This window comes from Hymenobacter aerophilus DSM 13606 (assembly GCF_000382225.1).
Lineage (GTDB): Bacteria > Bacteroidota > Bacteroidia > Cytophagales > Hymenobacteraceae > Hymenobacter > Hymenobacter aerophilus.
In genome coordinates this window covers 144,401-168,260 of sequence record NZ_KB907804.1, presented here as the reverse complement: position 1 = coordinate 168,260, position 23,860 = coordinate 144,401, and the positions used below count along the sequence as shown (strand labels likewise).

Annotated in this window: 20 protein-coding genes; 9 read left to right on the top strand and 11 right to left on the bottom strand. The window is 61.2% G+C overall.

The features are described from left to right. Positions 1-42: 42 nt before the first annotated feature. The 7 genes from H145_RS0105615 to H145_RS0105580 form a co-directional block, all read right to left on the bottom strand. Positions 43-513, bottom strand: coding sequence for an SMI1/KNR4 family protein (locus H145_RS0105615; RefSeq protein WP_071595129.1), 471 nt, complete (start codon positions 511-513; stop codon positions 43-45). A 40-nt stretch (positions 514-553) separates the two neighbouring features. Beyond that, entirely contained in the window at positions 554-3,790 is a 3,237-nt protein-coding gene (gene carB, locus H145_RS0105605) for a carbamoyl-phosphate synthase (glutamine-hydrolyzing) large subunit (RefSeq protein WP_019947159.1), read from the bottom strand. A gap of 80 nt (positions 3,791-3,870) precedes the next feature. Further along, the gene (gene carA / locus H145_RS0105600; protein WP_019947158.1) at positions 3,871-4,959 is read right to left on the bottom strand and encodes a glutamine-hydrolyzing carbamoyl-phosphate synthase small subunit; all 1,089 of its coding nucleotides are present in this window, start codon (positions 4,957-4,959) and stop codon (positions 3,871-3,873) included. A gap of 110 nt (positions 4,960-5,069) precedes the next feature. Then, a complete protein-coding gene (locus H145_RS0105595) occupies positions 5,070-6,212 on the bottom strand; it encodes an aspartate aminotransferase family protein (protein ID WP_019947157.1) in 1,143 nt (380 codons plus the stop codon). Positions 6,213-6,510: 298 nt separating this feature from the next. Beyond that, positions 6,511-7,491, bottom strand: coding sequence for an N-acetyl-gamma-glutamyl-phosphate reductase (argC, locus tag H145_RS0105590; protein WP_019947156.1), 981 nt, complete (start codon positions 7,489-7,491; stop codon positions 6,511-6,513). After that, positions 7,481-8,671 carry an argininosuccinate synthase gene (gene argG / locus H145_RS0105585; RefSeq protein WP_019947155.1) on the bottom strand — a complete coding sequence of 397 codons (1,191 nt, stop codon included), beginning with the start codon at positions 8,669-8,671 and terminating at the stop codon, positions 7,481-7,483. The genes argC and argG overlap by 11 nt, the downstream gene beginning before the upstream one ends. Before the next feature lie 112 nt (positions 8,672-8,783). Continuing rightward, positions 8,784-9,353 (bottom strand): N-acetyltransferase, encoded by a 570-nt coding sequence (locus tag H145_RS0105580; protein ID WP_019947154.1) that lies wholly within the window; start codon positions 9,351-9,353, stop codon positions 8,784-8,786. A gap of 564 nt (positions 9,354-9,917) precedes the next feature. Between H145_RS0105580 and argB the strand changes: the two genes are divergently transcribed. The 4 genes from argB to H145_RS0105560 all read left to right on the top strand — a co-directional run bounded on the left by argB (position 9,918) and on the right by H145_RS0105560 (position 14,431). Continuing rightward, complete coding sequence (gene argB / locus H145_RS0105575; RefSeq protein ID WP_019947153.1) at positions 9,918-10,700, top strand: acetylglutamate kinase; 783 nt, start codon at positions 9,918-9,920, stop codon at positions 10,698-10,700. Continuing rightward, positions 10,688-11,788, top strand: a complete 1,101-nt coding sequence (locus H145_RS0105570) for a M20 family metallo-hydrolase (RefSeq protein WP_019947152.1) — start codon at positions 10,688-10,690, stop codon at positions 11,786-11,788. The genes argB and H145_RS0105570 overlap by 13 nt, the downstream gene beginning before the upstream one ends. 188 nt (positions 11,789-11,976) lie before the next feature. Then, positions 11,977-13,293: an argininosuccinate lyase gene (gene argH / locus H145_RS0105565; RefSeq protein WP_019947151.1), complete on the top strand. Its 1,317-nt coding sequence runs from the start codon at positions 11,977-11,979 to the stop codon at positions 13,291-13,293. 607 nt (positions 13,294-13,900) lie between these two features. Beyond that, a complete protein-coding gene (locus H145_RS0105560; protein WP_019947150.1) occupies positions 13,901-14,431 on the top strand; it encodes a TetR/AcrR family transcriptional regulator in 531 nt (176 codons plus the stop codon). A gap of 7 nt (positions 14,432-14,438) precedes the next feature. Here H145_RS0105560 and H145_RS0105555 read toward each other — a convergent pair whose 3' ends face one another. Both H145_RS0105555 and lpdA read right to left on the bottom strand, forming a co-directional pair. Continuing rightward, positions 14,439-14,657, bottom strand: coding sequence for a hypothetical protein (locus H145_RS0105555; RefSeq protein WP_019947149.1), 219 nt, complete (start codon positions 14,655-14,657; stop codon positions 14,439-14,441). A 97-nt stretch (positions 14,658-14,754) separates the two neighbouring features. Then, positions 14,755-16,149, bottom strand: a complete 1,395-nt coding sequence (gene lpdA, locus H145_RS0105550) for a dihydrolipoyl dehydrogenase (RefSeq protein ID WP_026351278.1) — start codon at positions 16,147-16,149, stop codon at positions 14,755-14,757. Positions 16,150-16,389: 240 nt separating this feature from the next. Between lpdA and H145_RS22580 the strand changes: the two genes are divergently transcribed. Continuing rightward, positions 16,390-17,091, top strand: a complete 702-nt coding sequence (locus H145_RS22580) for a tetratricopeptide repeat protein (protein ID WP_019947147.1) — start codon at positions 16,390-16,392, stop codon at positions 17,089-17,091. Positions 17,092-17,323: 232 nt separating this feature from the next. Here the strand turns inward: H145_RS22580 and H145_RS0105540 are convergent, their stop codons facing one another. Next, the gene (locus H145_RS0105540) at positions 17,324-18,556 is read right to left on the bottom strand and encodes an NAD(P)/FAD-dependent oxidoreductase (RefSeq protein ID WP_019947146.1); all 1,233 of its coding nucleotides are present in this window, start codon (positions 18,554-18,556) and stop codon (positions 17,324-17,326) included. Between the two features lie 164 nt (positions 18,557-18,720). Here H145_RS0105540 and fabG point away from each other — a divergent pair, with 164 nt between their 5' ends. Continuing rightward, the gene (fabG, locus tag H145_RS0105535) at positions 18,721-19,470 is read left to right on the top strand and encodes a 3-oxoacyl-[acyl-carrier-protein] reductase (protein WP_019947145.1); all 750 of its coding nucleotides are present in this window, start codon (positions 18,721-18,723) and stop codon (positions 19,468-19,470) included. Between the two features lie 54 nt (positions 19,471-19,524). Here the strand turns inward: fabG and H145_RS22575 are convergent, their stop codons facing one another. Then, positions 19,525-20,184 carry a hypothetical protein gene (locus H145_RS22575; protein ID WP_019947144.1) on the bottom strand — a complete coding sequence of 220 codons (660 nt, stop codon included), beginning with the start codon at positions 20,182-20,184 and terminating at the stop codon, positions 19,525-19,527. A gap of 228 nt (positions 20,185-20,412) precedes the next feature. On the opposite strand from H145_RS22575, the gene H145_RS0105525 reads away from it, so the two are divergent. The 3 genes from H145_RS0105525 (at position 20,413) to H145_RS0105515 (ending at position 23,836) form a co-directional block, all read left to right on the top strand. Continuing rightward, the gene (locus H145_RS0105525; RefSeq protein ID WP_019947143.1) at positions 20,413-21,078 is read left to right on the top strand and encodes a YiiX family permuted papain-like enzyme; all 666 of its coding nucleotides are present in this window, start codon (positions 20,413-20,415) and stop codon (positions 21,076-21,078) included. Positions 21,079-21,167: 89 nt separating this feature from the next. Then, positions 21,168-21,740: a hypothetical protein gene (locus H145_RS0105520; protein ID WP_019947142.1), complete on the top strand. Its 573-nt coding sequence runs from the start codon at positions 21,168-21,170 to the stop codon at positions 21,738-21,740. A 29-nt stretch (positions 21,741-21,769) separates the two neighbouring features. Further along, positions 21,770-23,836 carry an FYVE zinc finger domain-containing protein gene (locus H145_RS0105515; RefSeq protein WP_157541221.1) on the top strand — a complete coding sequence of 689 codons (2,067 nt, stop codon included), beginning with the start codon at positions 21,770-21,772 and terminating at the stop codon, positions 23,834-23,836. Positions 23,837-23,860 lie beyond the last annotated feature (24 nt).

The following is a 23,860-nucleotide window of genomic DNA, read 5'->3' as shown; positions in this document are numbered from 1 at the left end:
GTAATGTGAGAGCTGAGTGAGAATAGGCTGCTGAATCCGAAGTCAAATAATCAACGCCTCAGAATCTTGCAGGTATAAATCAATGAATGCTGAGAATGACACTGCTACAACCTGATACATTCCGCCGCATATAGCATAAACATGGTTATTGAGAATACTTGACTTATCCAGTCGAATAGCAAAGGCCTCAAGATGAATGAAGTAGTCCGAAAACAAAAAAAGGGTTTCTGGCCTATCAAGAGTGGTTAAGGCGTCGCTGTATTTGGGTATTCCGTGCCAGTCGCTAAACTTATTGACAACTGTTTCGAGCTTATCCAAAGAATAGAAAGCGAATAGCTCATTGTCAGTTTCTCCGTCCATCATTCCATTAACCAGTTTGAAGTAGTCGAACATATCTTTCGGAAGTTGTACGCTGTACTTTCTTTCAAAAGCACGGATTTCGGCCCGACTGGCCGGTCGGGCAGCCCTGATATGAGCCTTTTCCCAAGCGGCTTTAAGATGAGAGAGATTCATATTTTCATAGTGTTCAACGACGAGACGTAAATATGCGTCACTACATCGCCCGATATTCCCCCCAGCTCTTGATCTTCAAATCCTTCATTTCCAGCGTGCAGAAGGCCTTGATGAAGGCCTTGGCCAGCCGCGCGTTGGTCAGCAGGCCCACCCCCGAATCCACCGCGGCGCGGCGGATGGTGTAGTCGTTGTCCAGCTCGCCCTTGCTCAGGTTCTTGGGAATGTTGATGACCAGGTCGATTTTCTTCTCCTTCAGATACGTCAGCACGTTGGGCTCCTGCAGCTCGTCGGGCCAGTAGAGCAGGGAGCTGGGCACGTGGTTTTCGGTGAAGAAACGGTGCGTGCCCAGCGTGGCGTACACCTGGTAGCCCTTGCGCACCAACAGCTGGGTGACGGAGAGCAGCGCCACTTTCGACGTGATGGGGCCGCCGCTGATAAGCACCGACTTCTGCGGAATCTGGTAGCCCACGCTCAGCATGGCCTTCAGCAACGCCTCCTCGGCCGTGTCGCCCAGGCAGCCCACTTCGCCCGTGCTGACCATGTCCACGCGCAGCACCGGGTCGGCGCCGGGCAGGCGGGTGAAGGAGAACTGCGGGGCCTTCACGCCCACGAAGGGCAAATCGTACACCCGCTCGCTTTCGTCGCGGGCAACGGGCTTACCCAGCAGCACCTGCGTGGCCTTTTGGATGAGGTTGTTGCCCGATATCTTCGAGACGAAGGGGTAGCTGCGGGCGGCGCGCAAGTTGCACTCGATTACGCTGATGGCGCCGTTCTTCTCCAGAAACTGGATGTTGAACGGGCCGCTGATGGCGTAGCGGCGGGCCACCTGCTCGGCAATGCGTTTGAGCTTGCGGATGGTGCCCACGTACACGCGCTGGGGGGGGTAGTACATGGTCGCGTCGCCCGAGTGCACGCCAGCAAACTCGACGTGCTCACTGATGGCGTAGCTCACGATTTCTCCTTTATCGGCCACCGCGTCGAGCTCGATTTCCTTGGCTTCCTGCATGAACTCGGACACCACCACCGGATATTCGGCGCTTACTTCCACGGCCGTTTGCAGAAACGCTTCCAGCTCGAAGGCGTTGGACACCACGTTCATGGCCGCGCCCGACAGCACGTAGCTCGGGCGGATGAGCACGGGGTAGCCCACGTCGTGCACGAACTGCTCCATGGCCTGCAGCGACGTGAGCTCCTTCCAGCGCGGCTGGGCAATACCCAGCTCGTCCATGATGCGCGAGAACTTGTGGCGGTTCTCGGCCTCATCGATGTGCGCGGCCGTGGTGCCTAAAATAGGCGCTTCGGCTTCTTCGAGGCGCATGGCCAGGTTGTTGGGAATCTGGCCGCCGGTGCTTAGGATAACGCCGCCGGGCTGCTCGAAATCCAGCACGTCCATTACCCGCTCGAAGCTCAGCTCCTCAAAATACAGCCGGTCCGAGACGTCGTAGTCGGTGCTGACAGTTTCGGGGTTGTAGTTGATGAGGATGGTTTTGTAGCCCTCCCCGGCCGCCGTCTGCACAGCCTGCACGCCGCACCAGTCGAACTCGACCGATGAGCCGATGCGGTACACGCCCGAGCCCAGCACCAGGATGGACTGCTCGGTTTCGGGCGCCAAATCGTGTTCGGTGCCGTGGTAGGTGAGGTAGAGGTAGTTGGTCCGGGCCGGAAACTCGGCCGCCAGCGTGTCAATCTGTTTGACAACGGGCAGCACACCCAGGGCCTTGCGGCGGGCCCGCACCCGCAGCTCGTCCGCCTTCACGTCGCCCTCGCCCAGCAGCAGCACGGCTAGCTGCTGGTCGGAGAAACCGGCCTTCTTCACCTCGCGCAGCAGCCTGGTTTCCAGCCCATCAAGCCCGCCGGTGGCGCGGCCGGCGGCCAGCTGCCGGCCCAGCTGGAAAATGGTCAGCAGGCGCTGCAAAAACCAGTGGTCAATGCGCGTGAGCTGGTGCACCTGTTCCAGCGAGTAGCCGGCCTCAAACGCCTGGTTGATGGCAAAGATGCGCTCCTCGTTGGGCTCGCGCAGCAGCTGGTCGATGGCGGCGTTATCCAGCCCTTCCTCGGGGCGGTTGGCCACAAAGCCGCGCTTGCCGGTATCGAGCATGCGCAGGCCTTTCTGGATGGCTTCCTCGAACGTTTTGCCGATGGCCATCACCTCGCCCACGCTCTTCATGGCCGAGCCAATCTGGCGGTTGACGCCCGAGAATTTGCCCAGGTCCCAGCGCGGCAGCTTCACCACCACGTAGTCCAGGGCCGGCTCGAAAAAGGCCGAGGTAGTCTGCGTGACGCTGTTTTTGAGCTCCGAAAGCGAGTAGCCCAGACTCAGCTTGGCCGCCACGAAGGCCAGCGGGTAGCCCGTGGCCTTCGAGGCCAGGGCCGAGGAGCGCGACAGGCGGGCGTTGACCTCAATCACGCGGTAGTCTTCCGAGGCGGGGTCGAGCGCGTACTGGATGTTGCACTCGCCCACAATGCCCAGGTGCCGGATGGTCTGGATGCCGATAGAGCGCAGCTTGTGGTACTCGCGGTTGCTGAGCGTCTGCGAGGGGGCCACCACGATGCTCTCGCCGGTGTGGATGCCGATGGGGTCGAAGTTCTCCATGTTGCAGACCGTGATGCAGTTGTCATACGCATCGCGCACCACCTCGTACTCCACTTCCTTCCAGCCCTTGAGCGACTCCTCCACCAGCACCTGGTCGGACGTGGTGAAGGCCTGTTGCACCACGGCCCGCAGCTCGTCCAGGTTATTGGCAAAGCCGCTGCCCAGCCCGCCCAGCGCAAAGGCGGCCCGCACGATGATGGGAAAGCCGATGGTCTGGCCGGCGGCCAGGGCCTCCTCCAGGGAGGTGCAGGCCACGCTGCGGGCCGAGAGCACGCCAATCTGGTCGAGCTTCTCCTTGAAAATCTCCCGGTCCTCGGTGTCGATGATGGCCTGCACGGGCGTGCCCAGCACCTGCACGCCGTAGCGCTCGAACACACCGGCCCGGTACAGGGCCACGGCGCAGTTCAGGGCCGTCTGGCCGCCAAAAGCCACCAGAATGCCATCGGGCTGCTCTTTCTGGATGACCTGCTCGACGAAGTAGGGCGTCACGGGCAGGAAGTACACGTCGTCGGCCATGCCCTCCGACGTCTGCACGGTGGCAATGTTGGGGTTGATGAGCACGGTGCGGATGCCTTCCTCCTTGAGCGCCTTGAGCGCCTGCGAGCCGGAATAATCGAACTCGCCGGCCTCGCCAATTTTGAGCGCGCCGGAACCGAGGATGAGGACTTTGTTGGGTTTGGTCATTCTAAGGGTTGGGTTCTTTTTGAACGTCTGGAGGAGCAATCAGAATGTCATGTTGAGCGGAGCCGAAGCATCTTCGCTTATTATCTTCCAGCGCTACTCTTATACTCCGCCACCGCCGTCAAAAAGTCATCGAACAGAAACTCCGTATCCTCTGGCCCGCCGGCGGCCTCGGGGTGGAACTGGGTGGAGAAGAACGGCTTGGTTTGGTGCTTGATGCCTTCGCAGGTGCCGTCGTTCAGGTTCTCAAACAGCATCTGCCACTCGGCGGGCAGCGTGGCGGTATCGACCGCGAAGCCGTGGTTTTGGCTGGTGATGTAGCAGCGCTGGGTGCCGGTGAGTTTGACGGGCTGGTTGTGGCTGCGGTGGCCGTACTTGAGCTTGAACGTGTCGCCGCCCGCCGCCAGGCCCATGAGCTGGGAGCCCAGGCAGATGCCGAAAATCGGCTTGTCCTGGGTTAGCGCTTTTCGCAGGTGCCCGATGGTGGCTTCGCATAGCTTGGGGTCGCCGGGACCGTTGCTCAGAAACAGGCCGTCGTAGTCGAGCTGGGTGAAATCGTAGTCCCAGGGCACGCGGATCAGCTCCACGTCGCGCTCCAGGAAGCAGCGGAGGATGTTGGTCTTGGTGCCGCAGTCGACGAGCACGATTTTGTGCTGGCCGTGGCCATAGTGCTGCACCCCGGCCGGACTCACCTGGGCCACCAGGTTGTCAAGGTTGGGGTCGTGCAGGGGCAGGTCCTGCCCGTCGGCCACGATTTTGCCCAGCAGCGCACCGTTTTCGCGCAGCTTCTTGGTCAGCATGCGCGTATCGACGCCGCAGATGCCGGGGATGTTGTACTCCTTCAGCCAGTCGCCCAGGCATTTGGCGGCGTTCCAGTGGCTGTGCTCCTGGGAGTAGTAGTTGACCACCAGCCCGGCCACGTGGATTTTGTCGGACTCGAAAATGCGGGAAATCGATTCGTAGAGCTCCTCGCCAGGCACGCCGTAGTTGCCCACCATGGGAGTAGTCAGCACCAGAATCTGGCCGGCGAAGGACGGGTCGGTCAGGTTTTCGGGGTAGCCCGTCATGGCCGTGCTGAACACCACCTCGCCCGCGGCGGAGGTGAACGCGCCGAAGGACTCGCCCTGGATTTCGGTGCCGTCTTCGAGAACAAGTTTTACTGTTTGGGACATGGCGTGGGGTGTAGAGACGCGTATTCGCGTCTCAATCGTTGCTGACGTTGTTGGTAAACTGGGGTCGTTCGGGTGTGGGCCGTTCAACGACGAGACGCAAGTATGCGTCTCTACACCGTTCTGACTGCAACCGGCACCAGCGCGTACAAGGCCCCAAAAAACCGGTCAACCTCGGCCCGCGTGATGTTGAGCGGCGGCAGTAGTCGGAGCACCGTGGGGTCGGAGGCGTTGCCCACGAAAATGTGGTGCTCGGTGAGCAGCTGGTCGCGGATTTCCTTGATGGGGAAGTTGTACTTGATGCCCACCATTAGGCCCCGGCCGCGGATTTCTTCGGCGCCGGCGTGGGCCAGCAACTCCGTGCGGAGGTAGCCGCCCAGCTCGGTAGCGTGGGTAAGCAGCTTTTCGTTCTCGATGACTTCGAGCACGGCCAGGGCAGCGGCGCAGGCCAGGTGGTTGCCGCCGAAGGTGGTGCCCAGCAGTCCGTAGGAGGCGTTTAACTCGGGCGAAATCAGGATGCCGCCGATGGGAAAGCCGTTGCCCATGCCCTTGGCCACCGAAATAATATCGGGCCGGATGTCGGCGTGCTGGTGGGCAAAGAACTTGCCGCTGCGGCCGTAACCGCTCTGCACCTCATCGGCAATGAGCAGCGCGCCATACTGCCGGCACAGCGCTGCCAAGCCTTGCAGGAATTCATCGGCAGGCATGATGATGCCGCCCACGCCCTGAATCGGCTCGATAATTACGGCGCACACGCCCCCGGCTTGCAGCGTGGCTTCTACCGCCGCCAGGTCGTATTCGAGGAAGCTGACGGCGTGGCCGGCGTTGAATGGCGCCACAATTTTGGGGTTGTCGGTGGCGGCCACCGCGCCGCTGGTACGGCCATGAAACGCGCCTCGAAAGGCCACTACGCGGGTTTTGCCGGTATGGAAGGAAGCCAGCTTCAGCGCATTCTCATTAGCCTCGGCGCCCGAATTGCACAAAAACAGCGCGTAGTCCTCGTAGCCCGATACCTGGCCCAGCTTGCGGGCCAGCTCCGTCTGAATCGGAATCTGCACCGAGTTGGAGTAGAAGCCGATGTGTTGCAGTTGCTCGGTGAGGCGCTGCACGTAGTGCGGGTGGCTGTGGCCGATGGAAATAACGGCGTGGCCACCATAGAAATCCAGGTACTCTTGTCCCTTATCGTCCCAGAGTTTCGCGCCGAGTGCGCGCACGGGCGTGATGTTGACGAGCGGATACACGTTGAAAAGCTCCATGGTTTTTGGGCTATTAACTATTTAAACGAAGCAACCACATTAGTACTGTTACAGCAGTAGCACCACCAGTATTCATTCTCCTGGTCGAGTAATTTTGACTCCTGTCCTGAGCCACAGTGTGGACAAGGTCTTGACATACGCTCGTCATACTCGAAAGCGTAGTATTCGCAACTCGCGCACTGCCAGATGGTAACTTCCCCACCCGCATTGTTTTCTGATATGTACCAGGTAAAGGCATGCTCCTTGCATTTCGGACAAATTTGGAGTGCCATTTACAGCTTGGGTAATTGGTGGAATGCTAGAAATTAACCGCTTTCAAAATCAACCCCGTCGTTTCCGGCAGCCCAAATAGCAGGTTCATATTCTGCACCGCTTGGCCCGACGCGCCTTTCACCAGATTATCAATTGCTGAGGTAATCAGCAGCTGCTTGCCTACCTTCTGCACATGTAGCAGGCACCTATTAGTATTAACCACCTGCTTGAGGTGAATTTCCTTATCCGACACCGTGGTAAACGGCGCGTCGGCGTAAAACTGTTGGTACAGCGCCCGCGCCTCGTCCTGGGTCAACTCCGAGGGCGTGTAAACGCTGGCGAAAATGCCCCGCGCGAAATTGCCCCGGTAGGGAATGAAGTGAATATCCGCGCCCAACTGCGGCTGGAGCTGCGCCAGACTCTCGCCGATTTCGCCGAGGTGCTGGTGCGTGAAGGGCTTGTAGATGGACACGTTGTTGCTGCGCCATGAGAAATGCACCGTTTCTGCCAGCCCCTGCCCCGCCCCCGTGCTGCCCGTAATGGCCGACACGTGCACATCATCCGTGAGCCGGCCGGCCTGGGCCAGCGGCAGCAGCGCCAGCTGAATAGCCGTGGCAAAACAGCCCGGATTGGCAATGCTCTGGGCCTGCTGGATGCGGCTGCGGTTCAGCTCCGGCAATCCGTACACGAACTCGCGACCGGCAAATTCCGCATCGGCCGCCAGGCGGAAATCGTTGCTCAGGTCGATAATGGCGGTGCTTTCGGGCAGCGTGTTTTTCTGAAGCCACGCCTTGGAATTGCCGTGACCCAGGCACAAAAACACCACGTCCTCGTCGCCGGCCAGTTCGGTGGCAAAGCGCAGTTCCGTTTCGCCCACCAAGTCGTCGTGCACCTGGTGCACCGCGTTGCCCGCGTTGGAGGAGCTCACGATGGCGCCTAATTCGGCGTATTCATGATGGAGCAGAATGCGGATTAGTTCGCCAGCCGTGTAGCCCGCGCCGCCCACTATGCCGACTTTAATTTTCATCGTCGAAAGAGGAATGAATCTTCAGCTGGTTGCTGAAAATTTTGATGAAGCCCTGGGCGTCACGGCCGTCCCAGGCGTTATTTTCCTCGCCGTAGGTGGCCACCTTCGACTGCATCATGTCGAACTTCGACTCCACGCCCTGCAGCTCGAAGCGGTAGGGCTGCAAGGTCACGAACACCGTGCCCGACACCCGCGCCTGGCTCGATTCGAGCAGGGCCTCGAAGTCGCGCATCACCGGGTCGAGGTACTGGGCCTCGTGCAGCAGCGTGCCGTACCAATTGGCCACGTAATCCTTGTGCAGCAGCTGCCAGCGGCTGAGCGTGTGCTTTTCGAGCAGGTGATGGGCCTTGATGAGGATGAGCGGCGCGGGCGCCTCAAACCCCACCCGGCCCTTGATGCCCAGAATCGTGTCGCCCACGTGCGTATCGCGGCCGATGGCAAAGGCCGCGCCCAGCTCGTTCAGCTGCTGAATCAGGGCTACCGGCTCCATTTTCTGTCCATTCAAAGCCACGGGCTCACCGCGTTCAAACGTGATTTCCACGCGCTCCGAATCCTGGCGCTGCAACTGCGACGGGTAGGCACTTTCCGGCAGGGCCTCGCGCGAAGTCAGCGTTTCGACGCCGCCCACGCTGGTGCCCCAGATGCCCTTGTTAATAGAGTATTTCGCCTTTTCCCAGCTCATTTCGAAGCCGTGCTGGTTGAGAAAGTCGATTTCGGCCTGCCGCGAAAGTTTAAGGTCGCGGATGGGCGTGATGATTTCAGTGGCCGGCGCAATCACCGAAAAGGCCACATCGAAGCGCACCTGGTCGTTGCCGGCGCCGGTGCTGCCGTGGGCAATGTAGTCGGCCTGATGGGCGCGGGCGTACTCGGCCAGCGCCAGGCTCTGGAACATGCGCTCGGCACTTACGCTCAGCGGATACGTGTCGTTTTTGAGCACGTTCCCGAAAATCAGGTAGCGCAGGCAGTCCCGATAAAAGCGCTGGGTTACGTCGATTACCTCGTGCCGGGAGGAGCCCAGCTCGTAGGCCCGCGCCTCAATGGCGGCCAGCTCGGCAGCGGAAAACCCACCCGAATTCACGATAACCGTGTGCACTTCCAGCCCCAGCTCGCGGGTCAGGTACACCGCACAAAACGAGGTATCGAGGCCGCCGCTGTAGGCTAAAACGACTTTCTTTTTCATGTCTAGTATTGAGTAGTGGGTATTGAGTAGTGAGAGGAATGACGAGTGGGAAAGAACGAGCCGGGCAAACCCTTAAATGAGTTAAGCCACCGCACTTTTTCATACTCACTACTCACGTCTCACTACTCAATACTGAGATGGTTTGCTGGCTGAAACGGTCGTTTAGTTTGTCGTACACCATGCCGGTGCACAGGCACATACGCCGCTCATTTTCCTGCAGAATCGGGTAGTTTTTGCAGCTCGCGCAGCCCTTCCAGAAATCCTCGCTCTGGGTGAGTTCGGGAAACGTAACGGGCCGGTAGCCCAGCTCGGAGTTGATTTTCATCACGGCCGCGCTGGTGGTGATGCCGAAGATTTTGGCCGCTGGATACTTCGTGCGCGACAGCTCGAACACGCGCTCTTTGATGGCGCGCCCCAGGCCCTCCTGTCGCAGCTCCATGTTCACAATCAGCCCGGAATTGACCACGAACTTGGCGTCTTCAAAGGTCTCGATATAGCAGAAACCAGCCAGCGCCCCGTCAAGAAAGGCGATGATGGAATCACCCTTTTCCATCTTCTTAATCAGATAGTTAGGGTCGCGCTTGGCAATGCCCACGCCCCGCTGACGGGCCGATTCGGCATACCAGTGGCACAGGGTTTCGGCGTGCTGCGCATCGGCAGCTTCGGCGACTCGGAGCAACATGTCGGAGGGTCGGTTAGCGGCCCAACAGGGCCGCAGGCGTGGAAACACGAACGTAGGCAGGCAGCGCCGGCTCGCAGAAACAGCGGAGCAGCAGGCGCCGAAAGCAACCGGCCGCCGCGCTTAGGCGGCGGGCTCGGCGGCGGCGAACCGGGAGGGCGGGGCGTTCCGGCACCGGGCCGGAAAAAACACGCGGAAGCTTACACTCGGACCAGGGGGCAGTTGATTCGGGGAATTTCTCGGGGGCGGGCCGATGGGCGGGCCCCGAACCGGCTCTTCGGCGACGAAGAACCCGGCAATACCAGTGCGGCCAGCTTAAGCTGGCATAATTCGCACGACCAGGTTTGGTCGTCGCAGAAGCGCAGGGGTAGAGAGGTGAATCATATGCGAGTGCCGCGGGGCGGCGGGGCTTTCCGGATTTAAAAGTGAGCGAATGCCGGAAAGCGTTGCAAACGTAAATGTTTTTTTTCGGAAACTTTGCCGCGGCAGCCGCAAAAAAAATTCCGCGGGCCCCACTGACTGGCCCTGCCCCGGCGGCCGTCTGCTCATTCTCCCCACAAGCGTGCTATGGCTGAAACCCTGAAAATCTATAAAATCGGCGGCGCCATTCTCGACGAGCCGGCCCAGCTGAGCCGCTTTGTGGCCGCGCTGGCCCAGGTGCCGGGGCCCCGGCTGCTGGTGCACGGCGGCGGCCGCGGGGCCAGCCAGCTTCTCGCCCAATTGGGCCACGAGCCGCAGCTGGTGCAGGGCCGCCGCATCACCGACGCCGCCACGCTCGACATTGTAACGATGTTTTACGCCGGCAAAACCAACAAACAGCTGGTGGCCGGGCTGCAGGCGGCCGGCGTCAACGCGCTCGGCCTCTCGGGGGCCGATGGCAACGCCATCCGGGCCGTGCGCCGGCCGGTGGGCGCCATCAACTACGGCTTTGTGGGCGATTTGCCGGCCGACGCCGTGAACACCGGCCTGCTGGAGCTGCTGCTACGGGCCGGTTTGCTGCCCGTGCTCTGCGCCATCACCCACGACGGCCAGGGCCAGCTGCTCAACACCAACGCCGATACCATTGCCAGCGCCGTGGCCGTGGCGCTGGCCCCGCGGCGGGCCGTAGAGCTGCATTTCTGCTTCGAGAAAGACGGCGTGCTGGCCGATGTGAACGACGATAGTTCGGTGATTGAGCGCCTGACGGCCGCCGACTACGCCCAGCTGAAAGCGGCCGGCGCAGTAGCCGCCGGCATGGTGCCCAAGCTCGATAACGCCTTTGCGGCGCTGAATGCCGGCGTGGCAAGCGTGGTGATTGAAAACGCGCTCCGCCTCCACGAACCCGTAAAAACCGTGCTATGCCGGAGCTAACCCAGCCGCTGAACGAGCCGCTGCTCACCCAGCTCACCGACGACGCCATTCAGCTGCTGATTCAGCTGATTCAGACGCCCTCGTTTTCGCGGCAGGAAGACCAGACGGCCGCCCACCTCGTGCGCTTCCTGACCTTCCACGGAGCCCGGCCCGAGCGCAATGCCCATAACGTGTGGGCCGTGAGCCGGCACTACGACCCGGCCCGGCCCACGGTGCTGCTCAACTCCCACCACGACACCGTGCAGCCCGGCCCCAGCTGGACCGCCGACCCGTTTGGGGCCGTGCTGGCGGGCGACCGGCTGACGGGCCTGGGCAGCAACGACGCCGGGGCCGCGGCCGTGAGCCTGCTGGCTACTTTTCTGTATTTCGAGCAGCACCCGCCCGCCTTCAACCTCACTTGTGCCATCACGGCCGAGGAGGAAATTTCGGGTCCCGACGGCATCCGTCGGCTCCTGCCGCTGCTGCCCGAAATTGTGCTGGGCCTCGTAGGTGAGCCCACCCAGATGGACCTCGCCGTAGCCGAAAAAGGCCTCGTGGTCCTCGACTGCACCGCCCACGGCCGGACAGGACACGCCGCCCGCGACGAGGGCGAAAACGCCCTCTACAAAGCCCTCAACGATATTCAGCGGCTGCGCGAGTTCCAGTTTGAGCGCGTTTCGGAGCTACTCGGGCCGGTGAAGCTGACAGTTACCCAAATTCAGGCCGGCAGCCAGCACAATGTGGTGCCCGACCGTTGCACCTTCGTAGCCGACGTGCGCACCAACGAGCTGTACACCAACCAGGAAGTGGTGGAGCTGGTGCGGGGTCTGCTTGACTCGGAGGTAGTGCCGCGCTCCACTCACCTCAACTCCTCGCGCATCGCTCCGGAGCACCCGCTGGTGCAGCGCGCGCGGGCGCTGGGCCGCCGCCCGTTCGGCTCCGTCACGCTCTCCGACCAGAGCATGATGCCCTTCCCCACCGTCAAAATCGGCCCCGGCGACTCGGCTCGCTCCCACACCCCCGACGAGTATATCCTGCTCAGCGAAATCAGGGCCGGCGTACGGGGCTACGTGGAGTTGCTGAATGGTTTTGAACCAACTGGGTTTTAGCTAGTAGCTGTTAGCGTCGCTCTCAAATCATCCTCAGCAGGCCGTCATACCTCTTTTTTACCTCCGCGCATACCTCCGCGAACCTCTGCGAGAAAACCACCTGAACGGCCCGGCAAAGTATTCAGCCCGAGTCGTATAAACAGCAGCTAATAGCTAGCAGCTGTCAGCTAAAAGCCTAAAAATCAAGTATGAAAATCTGGGACAAAGGCATTGCCGTCGATCAGAAGATTGAACAGTTTACCGTGGGCCGCGACCGGGAGCTGGACCTGTACCTGGCCCCGTTCGATGTGCAGGCCTCGCGGGCCCAGGCCAACATGCTGGCGGCGGCGGGCCTGCTGACGGCGGCCGAAAACGCGCAGCTCCAGCAGGGCCTGGAGGAGCTTCAGCAGCAATTGGACGCCGGCACGTTCGTTATCGAGCCCGAGTACGAGGACGTGCACTCCAAAATTGAAGCCTACCTGACCGAGCAATTCGGCGACGCGGGCAAGAAAATCCACACCGCCCGCTCGCGCAACGACCAGGTGCTCACGGCGCTGCAGCTGTTCATCAAGGACTACTGCCGCCGCACCGCGAGCCTCACGCTGGAGCTGGTGGAGGTGCTGCTGACCAAGGCCGAGGCGCACCAGACCGACCTGATGCCGGGCTACACGCACTTTCAGGCGGCCATGCCCAGCTCATTCGGGCTCTGGTTTTCGGCCTACGCCGAGCATCTGCTGCTCGACCTTTCGCTGTTTGAGGCCGCCTACGCCGTGGCCGACCAGAACCCGCTGGGCTCCGGCGCAGGCTTCGGCTCCTCCTTCCCCATCGACCGGCTGCAAACCACCCGCGAACTGGGCTTTGGCAGCCTGGCCGTGAGCAGCGTGGGGGCGCAGATGCTGCGCGGCAAAACCGAGCGCACGCTTGCCTTCGCCCTGGCTGGTATGGCCGCCACACTGGCCAAAATGGCCTACGACCTGGTGCTTTACAACTCCCAGGATTTGGCCTTCGTGGAGCTGCCGGCCGCCTTTACCACCGGCTCCAGCATCATGCCCCACAAGAAAAACCCCGACGTGTTCGAGCTGATTCGGGGCCGCTGCCAGGTGCTACAGGCGCTGCCCAACACGCTGCTGCTGGCTACCGCCGGCCTGCCCAGCGGCTACCACCGCGACTTCCAGCTGCTCAAGGAAACCTTGTTCGGGCCCATGACGCAGCTGCTCGACATTCTCGACATTGTACTGTTTGCGCTGCCTGAGCTGCGCATCAAGCCCGATTTGCTGAAGCAGACCAAGTACGACGCCGTGTTTTCGGTGGAGAATATCAACCAGCTCATCCAGGCCGGCGTGCCGTTCCGGGAGGCCTACCGGCAGGTGGGCCGGGCCGTGGAAGACGGCTCCTACGAGCCGCACCGCGAATTTCAAACCACCCACCTCGGCAGCGTGCACAACCTGGGGCTGGCCGAAATCCGGGGCAAAGTGGCGCGGTTTCGGGCCGGTAGTCGCCTCGGCGGGGCACAGGCGAGCAGCTAGCGGAGGTTTCCAATCGTTTAGATGTAGCGCGAACTTTGTAGTTCGCGTCGTCCCCGAACCAGCAGGGCTGCCCGAACGGCGCGCGGGCGCGAACTACAAAGTTCGCGTTACTACCAGCCGGTCCCGCAAGTCCTATACTGACCTGAAAACCGGTGTAGCTCACCTGAGCCAAAATTTTACACCTCCTGATAACAAGTCGAATTTCAGCAGCTTATCACTTGCGCCAGGCTGGTGAGTGTTTGCTCACCCTGCGAAAGTGAGCTAACACTTACTGGGTTTCGGAATCATTGCGTAAGTTTGCTCCCGCTAACGGCTGCTGACTCCCACTAGGCACCGATGGCCAATTCCCCGCCCTGATTACCCGGCTGCACTCCCACCCACAGCCGGCCTCTCCGAAAGCCGCGCGGCCCTGCCCCGGCGCTGCCGCCCGCTGGCTTTCGGAACAAACGCAGCCGGCCGATTCGGAATCCCCGAATCGGCCGGCTTCTTTTTGGGGCTTCGGGGAAGCACTTATTTTGCGGCCGCTGCACGTATTTAGGCTTTTGCACCCGTAATTGCGGGTTCAATCACTCCGGGCGCTGGCCCACCCGCTCCGCCCCTGCCTGCCATGACCAACCGCAAACAGCACATTGCCGACGTGGCCCTGCGGCTTTTTGGGGAGCGGGGCTTCGACAACAGCTCTACCCAGCTCATTGCCCGCGAGGCCGGCGTATCGGAAGCCCTTATTTTCAAGCACTTCGGCTCCAAAGATTTGTTGCTGGAATTCGTCATTCGCAGCGGCTACAAGCGAATAATCGAAGCCAACCGCGGCGGCCTCACCGAGCCCGACCCGCTCACGTTCATCCACAGTGTGATTGAGCTGCCGTTCAAGCTGGTGCGCGACGAGCCGCACTTCTGGAAGCTGCAGTACCGCCTGGCCGACTCGGAAATGGCTCGCCAGCAGCACGAGCGGTTTATGCGCCCGCTGCCGGTCCGGCTCCGGCAGGCCTTCGCGCAGCTCGAATACGCCGACGCCGACAAAGAAACGGCCCTGCTACTGCTGCTGGTAGAGGCGCTCTGGAAAACCGAAGCTACCAAAACCGAGGACTACGGCCAGGATATGCCCGGCTTCATCAAAAGCAAATACCAGGCGCAGTAATCGGTAATTACTGTGCTTTTTTGCGGTCGAGCCGGGAGAAAAACTTCAGCAGTATCAGCAGCGGGGCGAGTACCGATAGAAGCAAACCAAGAATTCGGGCAAAACTGTATAAAGTACCGGAGCCTTCTCCTATATGATTTATAGAGCCCATGGCACCGAGAAAAGTCAGCAACAGGCCCAGGGCAAACAGCATAAATAAGCGAACGAAGGAAGGCAGCCATTTCATAGCGGGCAGTGGTTAGATGGATGGAGCCCCAATATACAAAAGAAGCCCTTCCGCAAGTCGGAAGGGCTTCTTTATTGCTGGGTATAAAGCAACTGGCTTACAGATGAATTACTTCGCCGTAAGCGGCGGCGGCAGCTTCCATGATAGCCTCGCTCATGGTGGGGTGCGGATGCACGGCCTTGATGATTTCGTGGCCCGTGGTTTCGAGCTTGCGCGCTACCACCACTTCGGCAATCATTTCGGTTACGTTGGCGCCAATCATGTGGGCGCCCAGCCACTCGCCGTACTTCTTGTCGAAGATGACTTTGACGAAACCGTCCTTCACGCCGGCGGCCGAGGCTTTGCCTGAGGCCGAGAACGGGAACTTGCCCACCAGCACCTCGTAGCCCTGCTCCTTAGCTTCGGCCTCAGTCATGCCCACGGAGGCAATTTCGGGCGAGGCGTAGGTGCAGCCGGGGATGTTCTGGTAGTTGAGCGGCTCGGGGTGGTGGCCGGCGATTTTCTCGACGCAGATAATGCCCTCGGCCGAGGCCACGTGGGCCAGTGCGGGGCCGGGCACGATGTCGCCGATAGCGTAGATGCCGGGCACGTTGGTCTGGTAGAAATCGTCCACCACGAGGCGGCCTTTTTCTACCTTGATGCCCAGCTCTTCGAGGCCCAGGTTTTCGATGTTCGTGACTACGCCGGCGGCACTCAGCACCACGTCGCACTCAATCTGCTGGTCGCCCTTGGCCGTTTTTACGGTTACGTTGCAACCGGCACCGCTGGTGTCGACGGCCGTTACTTCGGCGCTGGTGAGCACCTTGACGCCAATTTTGCGGAACGACTTTTCCATCTGGCGCGACACCTCCTCGTCCTCCACGGGCACGATGCGGGGCAGGTATTCCACCACCGTCACCTCCGAGCCCATCGTGCGGTAGAAGTAGGCAAACTCGACGCCGATGGCGCCCGAACCCACCACCACGAGGCGCTTGGGCAACTCGGGTAGCACCATAGCCTGGCGGTAACCGATGATTTTCTGGCCATCGATGGGCAGCGCCGGCAGCTCGCGCGAACGGGCGCCGGTGGCCAGAATAATGGATTTGGCCTCCACGGTATCCTTGCCGCCGTCGGCCTTGGTGAGCTCGATTTTGCCGGCCGCCAGCAGCTTGCCGGTGCCCATGATGACATCAATCTTATTCTTCTTGAACAGGAAGTTGATGCCCTTGCTCATGCCATCGGCCACGCCCCGGCTGCGCTGAATCACGGCGCCGAAGTCGTAGGCCACGTTCTCGGCGCTCAGGCCGTAGTCGGCGGCGTGGTTGAGGTATTCGAATACCTGGGCGCTCTTGAGCAGGGCTTTGGTGGGAATGCAGCCCCAGTTGAGGCAGATGCCGCCCAGCGACTCGCGCTCAATCACGGCTACTTTCAAGCCCAGCTGCGAGGCCCGGATGGCGGCTACGTAGCCGCCCGGGCCGCTGCCGATAACGACCAGGTCGTATTGCAATGCCATATTGTGTTCGGTTGAGAAGTAAAAGAAGCGCCCGCCGCAGGTAACGCCCACGTCCGGCCGGGCAAAGATAGGCAGGCCGGGGCAGTCGGGCGCGCGGCGCTTGGTACGACTACTGAAAACGGGCGCCCCAAAATTCCGGCCCCGTCTTTGCCCCTTTGGATGCGGCGGCCGTACAAAGGCGCGCCGCCACCTTAGCCGCCCGGCTGAAGTGGCGTTTTACCCACTACACGTTACTTTTTCATGAAAGCACCCTTCCTCTCCCTGCTTGCTGGTACCACGTTGCTGCTGGCCGGCGCCTGCGCCCGCAGCAGCACCGCCGACATCGAACGCCCTTCGGCCCGCGGTACCGCTGCCGAAACAGATGCGGGCGCCAGTGTCCCGTCATCGTCCGGCTCCTCGGCCTACATCGACCCAGCGGCCCGCAAAACGGCCCCCGACCACCGCAAGGACATCAAAGCGGCCGATGCCGCCCTGGAAGCCGAACCCCGCAATGTGGAGGCCCTGCTGATGCGGGCCCGGGCCAAAAGCGAGCTGAAAGACTACAAGGCGGCCATGGTTGATTACAACGCGGCCATTCAGCTGGAGCCCACCAACAGCAACGTGTACTACAACCGCGGCCTGAACCGTCTGGAAACCAAGGATTACAGCGGCGCCATCCTGGACTTCGGCAAGGCCACCAAATACAACCCCCAAGACCGCGACGCGTTCTTCGGCCGGGGCTCGGCCAAGATGCAGATTTACAACTACCGCTCGGCCATTCCCGACTTCACCAAGGCCATTGCCCTCGACCCCAACTACGCCGACGCCTACGAATACCGGGGCATCAGCTACGCGTCCATCAACAAGTTCAAGGAAGCCCGCGTCGACCTCGAAAAAGCCACCCAGCTCAACCCCGCCGCCGAAAAAAGCCTGCGCCGGTATGTGGGCAACAAGGATAAATAGGTGATGGGGTGAGAAAGTAAGGAGGTGAGGAGGTGTTGGGCTGAGGGCGTAAAAGGCCTGTCATTCTGAGCGGAGCGAAGAATCTCGCGGGCCATGGTAACTCTAACGTTAGAAATTACTGTGGCACGCGAGATTCTTCGCTCCGCTCAGAATGACACGCCTTTTACGCCCTTACCCATCACCTCCTCATCCCCTCACCTCCTCCTCACTTATCACCTCATCACCTCCTCCCCTACTTGCCCAGTAACAGCTTAAAGTAGAAACTCGGTTGGCGCAGCCGTTCGCGCAGGTCGAGGTCGAGGAACATGTTGCTGATGGTTTCGGCCAGCGTGGGGTTATTGGCGGCGCGGTTGGCAATGAAGTTGAACAGCCACGGGTAGCCCAGCAGCCGCTGCATGGCCCGGCTCAGGCGCAGCTCCTGCCACAGCCGGTTGTACACGGCTGCATCGTAGCCCTTCAGAAACTCCGGCGAGAAGTCCTGGGCTGCCACGGCCCGGGTGGCCCAGTCGGCGGCGTGGCGGCCCGATACCATGGCGTGACTGATGCCCTCGCCCGAAAACGGGTCGATGAGCGAGCCGGCGTCGCCGAGCAGCAGGTAGTTGCGGCCCGAGAGCGGGCGGCGCTTGGAGCCCAGCGGCAGCCCGAAGCCGCGCACCGGCCCCAGCCGTTCGGCGCTGGCAAACCGGCCCCGGAGGGCCGGGTGGGTGCGCAGGATTTCGTCGAGCCGCTCGCGCAGCTTCACTTTTTTCTTGGCTACGGCTTCTGAGAGCATGCCCACGCCCACGTTGGCCTGGCCGTCGGGCAGCGGGAAAATCCAGAGGTAGCCGGGCAAAAACTCCTTGATAAAGTGCAGTTCGATGAAGTTGTCGGGGTGCAGGCCGGTTACGCCGCGGTAGTAGGCCCGCAGGCCGGCGCAGTGGTGGGCCGGCTCCAGCGCGTGCCCGCCCACCACGCGCGCAAAGTTCGACTGGGCGCCGTTGGCCACCAGCAGCACATCGGCGGTGGCTAGTTCCTGCTTGTCGGGCCCCAGTAGTCGCCAGCGGCCGTCGGGCAGTTGCTCGTGGGCGGCCACGTCGGTGTTTTCGCGGAAGTCGATTTCGGGCCGGCGGCGCACTTCTTCAATCAGGAAATTATCGAAGTCGATGCGCTTACTGATGTGGCCGGCGGCGCGGTCGGTGGCCGGGTTATAGTGGGGCTTGAAGGGCACGGCCAGCCGGCGGCCGTTGGGGGCGTAAAAGTCGATGCCCCAGCTGGGGAGCTGGGCGGGCTCGGCAGCTAGGCGGGCGGGCAACTCCTCATCAATGCGGCGCAATTCGCTGAGCACCTTGCCACTGAGCGCGTCGCCGCACACTTTATCGCGCGGGAAGGTGGCGCGGTCGAGCAGCAGGCAGCGGTGGCCGGCATTAGCCAGGTGCAGAGCCGCCGTGGCCCCGCCCGGCCCCGCCCCGAGAATACAGATAGTCATGTTTTGAGCTTCAGGCCGCAAGCTACAAGCTGCAAGCTTAGGTTCTGCCAGCCTAAAACTGACAACTCGCGCGCCAATAACCGGTGCCTTGCAGCTCCTCACTTGCACCTAAACCAGCAAAGCTTGTAGCTTGCAGCCTGACGCTTGTAGCTCTAACCAAAGATATGACGAAACTGCTCGACGGAAAAGTGGCCCTGATTACGGGCGCTTCGAAAGGAATTGGCCGCGCCATTGCGGCGTATTTTGCCCAGCAGGGCGCCCAGGTGGCTTTCACCTACCTCTCTAGTGTAGAAAAAGGCCAGCAGCTGGAGCAGGAGCTCTCGGCCGCCGGTACCAAAGTAAAAGGCTTCCGCTCCGATGCTTCAGTGTACGCTGAAGCCGAAAAGCTGGTGGAGGACGTGGTAGCCGAGTTCGGCAAGCTCGATATTCTGGTAAACAACGCCGGCATTACCCAGGACGGGCTGCTGATGCGCATGAGCGAGCAGCAGTGGGACCAGGTAATGGCCGTGAACCTGAAGTCGGTGTTCAACCTGACCAAGGCCGCCACCAAGCCCATGATGCGGGCAAAAGCCGGCAGCATCATCAACATGTCATCGGTGGTGGGCGTGAAGGGCAACGCAGGGCAGGCCAATTACGCAGCTTCCAAGGCCGGCATCATCGGTTTCACCAAGTCGGTAGCCCTGGAGTTGGGCTCGCGCAATATCCGCTGCAACGCGGTGGCCCCCGGCTTCATCGAAACCGAAATGACCGATGCCCTCGACGCCAAGCAGGTGGATGAGTGGCGCAAGGCCATTCCGCTGCGCCGCGGCGGCACCCCCGACGACGTAGCCAAAGCCACCGCCTTCCTGGCCTCCGACGACTCGGCCTACATTACGGGCCAGGTGTTGCAGGTCGATGGCGGCATGCTGACGTAAGCGACTGTTGGCCTGGTTTTTTGCCCGATGTTGGCCGTGAGGCTGGCATCGGGTTTACTTTTTAGCGGCGACTTCGAGCATTTGAATCACGGCTGAAAGCTCCGCAGCGTAGGCCGATGATGGGTTGCGGAAGAAGTCGGCTGTGAGATATTCAATTAGTGCCGGACTGGTCAGCCACGAGAAGAAAAGCGGGCCTTGCTCACTGGTTCCGGTAAACATACTCAGTCGCTGCTTCTTTAAAAGTTGCTTGGAATTTCCATTCACGAAGTAGACCAGCCGGGGGACTTTATAAGGACTCTCAACCTCGAACCAATGCTGGAGCAGCTGGCCAAAATCAGGATATACCTCGGCAATACCGGCTGTGTATTCCCCAAAAACGACATCAACCATTTCGACGTCGGATATCAGCACCTCATGCCATAGGGCCCGCAGGTAGCGGCGCATAGCCTTTTGCACGGCCTCGGACCAGGTTTGCCAGTGCCCGTAGTTCAGTTTATTGAGTGCGACCCACTCTTCCCAATCTCCGCTGAAGGTTGTTAACAATTCCAGAATGCGCGGCAAAAAGTGCCGGAAGTCGCTCAGGTTCCCCCAAGTTGTAAGGGCTTTGAAGTAGAAGATTCGCAGGTCCTCTTCGGTTAGCGCCCGCAATGGGTTAGCCGTTAGCGTCCGATTCCAGGCCTGGATAGTGTCGCCGTAAACGGGGCTGGCTTCCATTGCCGGGTTGAGCGGGTAGCGGGCAAATACTTGATAAAGGTTTTCTACAGCTTCCTTGATATCTGTCGATGCACTTGTCGTGCTCAGTATAATTCGTTTTATCAGTAGCGTGCGCTTGATAGGCGCCTTGAAAGCAAAGACTCCTAGCTATTGCGCCGATATTGAGAAGTAAGCTTGTAAACTTTGTGAGATTTCACTTGCCCATCCTTCACTTTTCTCTAAAACACCATGCGCCGAGTGTTGCTGCTGTTCTTGCTGTTCACCCTTGCGCTGGCCGCATTTCCACGCGCCCAGCGCTACTTCAAGCGCTACCAGGTTGCCCAAGTTGCCAGCCAATCCGCGGCAAGCATTGCGCCCCGGCTCCGCAACGGCGACCTGATTTTTCAGACTTCGCAGTCGGCCCAGAGTAAAGCTATTCAGCTGGCCACGCACTCGGCGTACAGCCACTGCGGTATCCTGTTCCATAAAAACGGCAAGTGGCGCGTATTTGAAGCCGTGCAGCCGGTAAGCGAAACTTCCCTGGCGGCTTGGGTGGCCCGGGGCAAAGACAGGCAGTTTGTGGTCAAACGCCTGCGCGATGCTGAAAAGGTGCTCACGCCGGCCGTGCTACGCAAGCTGCAGGCCGCCGGCGAGCAGTACCGGGGCCGCAATTACGACCTGTACTTTGGCTGGTCGGATGAACGTATCTACTGCTCGGAGCTCATCTGGAAAATGTACCAGCAGGCCACCGGCCGCGAAATCGGCCAGCTCCAGCGGCTCCGCGAGTTCGACCTCTCCCACCCCGCCGTGCAGGCCAAAATGCTTGAGCGGTACGGCACCAAGCTGCCGCTAAATGAGCGGGTTATTTCGCCCGTTCGGATGCTGGAAAGTCCGGAGTTGGTGACGGTACGGTGAGCTGATGTCACTCTGTTCGCGGGCCGTTGTGTGCGAAAAGGTCCTCCCTTGCTATCTTACCAACTATCCACCTTGCCTTATCTTTCTTTATGGATTCCGAATTCACTCTGTTAGAACGCAACATCCTCAAAGCCAAAGGTCTGAGCGAAGAGCAACTCACCAACCTGGTCGATATGGGCGTCAGCAGCCGCGCCAGTTTCGGCGAGGTGGGCACGGTGCTTACGCTGCTGGAACTACTGCCCGAACTCGACCCGGCCGTGGCCACCCGGGTACTGGAGTGGGCCGTGCCCGCCGCCGTAACCGAAGCGCCGGCCGTCAGCACGGCTGTGGTAGCCCCCACCATCAACGTCGACTCGTCCGACGCTGTGTTTTGCGCCAGCTGCAACTACAAGCAACCGAAGGATTACACGCCCGGCGACCTGTGCGTGAACTGCGGCCGCCAAGCCGAGCCCATTGAGCAGTGTTTCTGGTGCGGCTCCAGCGGGCCCGGCCGCCGCTGCCGCAACTGCGGCGCCGCCTTTGTACCAGTAGCCGAACTGCCTCTGGCCCTGCTGCTGCGCCGCGACGGGCTGGCCAAGGACGATATTCCGCGCCGGCTGGCTGAAGCTACGGCCGAAGAGAAAGACCAGCTGTGGGGCCGCGTGCGGCGGGGGCGCATCTAGTTTTCAAACAGTTGGTTGTCTGAGAAAATATGCGTGCTACTTGTGAGAACTGTGGTCAGGTGCAACCGCCCGACTGGAAACCTGGCGACCTGTGTGGCCAGTGCGGCTGTGTGGTGCGCCGCGAGAAACGCTGCCACTGGTGCGTGCAGCTGACGCCCGCCGGTAAATACTGCCGCCACTGCGGCTCCGGCCTCGTGCCCGACGAGCACTACGGGCCTGCCCGCTGGCTTAAGCACGTGGGCTCCGACCAGTTCGTGATTCCCGAGCGCCTGGCCGCCATGCCCCCCGATCAGGCCGAGCATTTTGACCGCCTCTACCAGCGCCACGCCATCGTGGCCGAGCGCCACCTGGATGACCTGGCCCGGGCGGAAAGCCAGCTGCGCCAGCGCGGTTGGGCGCTGGCGCTGGAAAACGAGCTGCTGCCCCGCCTGCCCCTGCCCGATGACGAGCTGCAAGCCCTTACGCTCCCCCCGCATCAGGGTGTTACGGAAGCCGAAAAGTTGCTGGAAACCCGCCTGAACTCGCCCTTCGGCACTAGCCGGGTGCTGGCCGCGCTGGCCCGTCTGCGCCTCTGGGCCCTAGAACCCACAGCCTACGACGAAACCTACTTTCCCGATGTCGAGCTGGCGGTGCAGGCCCTGAAGCTGACCGATGACGCCCTACAACTGGAAGCCACCCTCATTCTGAGCCACTGGCACTACTTGGTCAACCTGCACTTCCGGAGGTACGATGCCGAGCTGCGGCCCGCGCTTTACGCCCTCAGCAAGGTACTCCCGCTGGAAGCGGCCGTGGGGTCGGCCCTGCTGAACACCGCCTGGGGCCGGGAGTCGCAGCCCATACCGGCCGAGGCGCTAACAACCGGCGACGACGACCTGGCCTTTGGGGTGGCGCTGGCCGCCGCCCTGCCCGACCCACTGCACGCGGCCCTGCGCAGCCCGCGCCGGCGCTTTGCGGCGGCCTTGGTGTTGATCCGGACCAACCAAGAGTTTGAGCTAGGGCCTTTACTGGCAGAATTCAATGATAGTCAGCTCAATAACCTGTTTAGTATGATGATTCAGCGCGGCATGCCGCGCCTGCGGCTACGTCCCTTTTTGCAGCCGCTGCTCCGGCGCCCCGACCTGCCCGACGAGCTGCGCGGAACGCTACAAAGTATCCGGGTGCTCAACCTGGAGCCCAACGATGCCCGCCAGCTGCTCCAGGAAACAGCCGCAGACCCCACCGCGTACCGGTTTCGCCAGGACCTGTCCTACATCAACGCCATCCTGGGCTGGCCGGCCCTGCCAGCCAGCGAAGTTCCGGCGCTGGCGCACGATTTGATAGCGCGCGACCTGTTCAGCTTCCCCAACTTGCCGGCGCTCCGCCCCCTTTTGGAGCAAGGTGCCCTACCCGTTCAGCTGATTATCGATAACCTGCGCACCGCACCGGAAAACTCCGCGGTGGGCTTGCAGGAGATGGTCAAGCACTGGCTGACTGCCGCGCCCCGCGCCGAGCAGCTGCGGTTACATCAGTTTCTGCGCAATTTGGTGTGGGTTGGCGATGCGGCTCCGAAAATGCAGAAGCAGGTTTTTCAACTGCTGCACAGTTGGTATTACGGCACCCGCGACGACCCCGGCTCGCGCCTGGGCTTTACGCAACGGGGCGCTACGAAGTACTTCGCTTCGGCCGAAGCTTTCGTGGATTACCTGGTAACCAGCCTGGAAACTATCGATGCGCTGACGGCCCGGTGGGAGACATATGGTTTTTGGGAGGTAGATAGTCATCCGTATGACATCAAACGGCACCTGTGGGACCTACTCGACACCACCGGCCGCACTGACGACGCCCCCACCGCACTGGCGGCCCTGTTGGCCCTGCTGGCGCCCCTGCCCACTTCCCTTATCAGCCGGCTGCGCCGCGTGCTGGTGCAGGTAGCCCTAAACAACCAGGCTACTGAACTGGGCCGGCAGTGGGCCGTGCTGCTGCTGGGCCACCTGAGTCGGCACGCGCCCTGGCACCAAGCCGCCCACGCCGACCTCACCGCCCTGCTCGCTACGCCCGACCGCTACAGCAGTTCGGTGGCCTACGTGCTCCGGCAGGCATTGGGCGAGCAGCCGTGAGTTAGCGGCCGATCCGAAGCCGGT

Excerpts from the sequence above, each read along its gene's own strand:
- H145_RS0105615 (WP_071595129.1), bottom strand. The coding sequence starts at position 513 with ATGAATCTCTCTCATCTTAAAGCCGCTTGGGAAAAGGCTCATATCAGG.
- carB (WP_019947159.1), bottom strand. The coding sequence starts at position 3,790 with ATGACCAAACCCAACAAAGTCCTCATCCTCGGTTCCGGCGCGCTCAAA.
- carA (WP_019947158.1), bottom strand. The coding sequence starts at position 4,959 with ATGTCCCAAACAGTAAAACTTGTTCTCGAAGACGGCACCGAAATCCAG.
- H145_RS0105595 (WP_019947157.1), bottom strand. The coding sequence starts at position 6,212 with ATGGAGCTTTTCAACGTGTATCCGCTCGTCAACATCACGCCCGTGCGC.
- argC (WP_019947156.1), bottom strand. The coding sequence starts at position 7,491 with ATGAAAATTAAAGTCGGCATAGTGGGCGGCGCGGGCTACACGGCTGGC.
- argG (WP_019947155.1), bottom strand. The coding sequence starts at position 8,671 with ATGAAAAAGAAAGTCGTTTTAGCCTACAGCGGCGGCCTCGATACCTCG.
- H145_RS0105580 (WP_019947154.1), bottom strand. The coding sequence starts at position 9,353 with ATGTTGCTCCGAGTCGCCGAAGCTGCCGATGCGCAGCACGCCGAAACC.
- argB (WP_019947153.1), top strand. The coding sequence starts at position 9,918 with ATGGCTGAAACCCTGAAAATCTATAAAATCGGCGGCGCCATTCTCGAC.
- H145_RS0105570 (WP_019947152.1), top strand. The coding sequence starts at position 10,688 with ATGCCGGAGCTAACCCAGCCGCTGAACGAGCCGCTGCTCACCCAGCTC.
- argH (WP_019947151.1), top strand. The coding sequence starts at position 11,977 with ATGAAAATCTGGGACAAAGGCATTGCCGTCGATCAGAAGATTGAACAG.
- H145_RS0105560 (WP_019947150.1), top strand. The coding sequence starts at position 13,901 with ATGACCAACCGCAAACAGCACATTGCCGACGTGGCCCTGCGGCTTTTT.
- H145_RS0105555 (WP_019947149.1), bottom strand. The coding sequence starts at position 14,657 with ATGAAATGGCTGCCTTCCTTCGTTCGCTTATTTATGCTGTTTGCCCTG.
- lpdA (WP_026351278.1), bottom strand. The coding sequence starts at position 16,149 with ATGGCATTGCAATACGACCTGGTCGTTATCGGCAGCGGCCCGGGCGGC.
- H145_RS22580 (WP_019947147.1), top strand. The coding sequence starts at position 16,390 with ATGAAAGCACCCTTCCTCTCCCTGCTTGCTGGTACCACGTTGCTGCTG.
- H145_RS0105540 (WP_019947146.1), bottom strand. The coding sequence starts at position 18,556 with ATGACTATCTGTATTCTCGGGGCGGGGCCGGGCGGGGCCACGGCGGCT.
- fabG (WP_019947145.1), top strand. The coding sequence starts at position 18,721 with ATGACGAAACTGCTCGACGGAAAAGTGGCCCTGATTACGGGCGCTTCG.
- H145_RS22575 (WP_019947144.1), bottom strand. The coding sequence starts at position 20,184 with ATGGAAGCCAGCCCCGTTTACGGCGACACTATCCAGGCCTGGAATCGG.
- H145_RS0105525 (WP_019947143.1), top strand. The coding sequence starts at position 20,413 with ATGCGCCGAGTGTTGCTGCTGTTCTTGCTGTTCACCCTTGCGCTGGCC.
- H145_RS0105520 (WP_019947142.1), top strand. The coding sequence starts at position 21,168 with ATGGATTCCGAATTCACTCTGTTAGAACGCAACATCCTCAAAGCCAAA.
- H145_RS0105515 (WP_157541221.1), top strand. The coding sequence starts at position 21,770 with ATGCGTGCTACTTGTGAGAACTGTGGTCAGGTGCAACCGCCCGACTGG.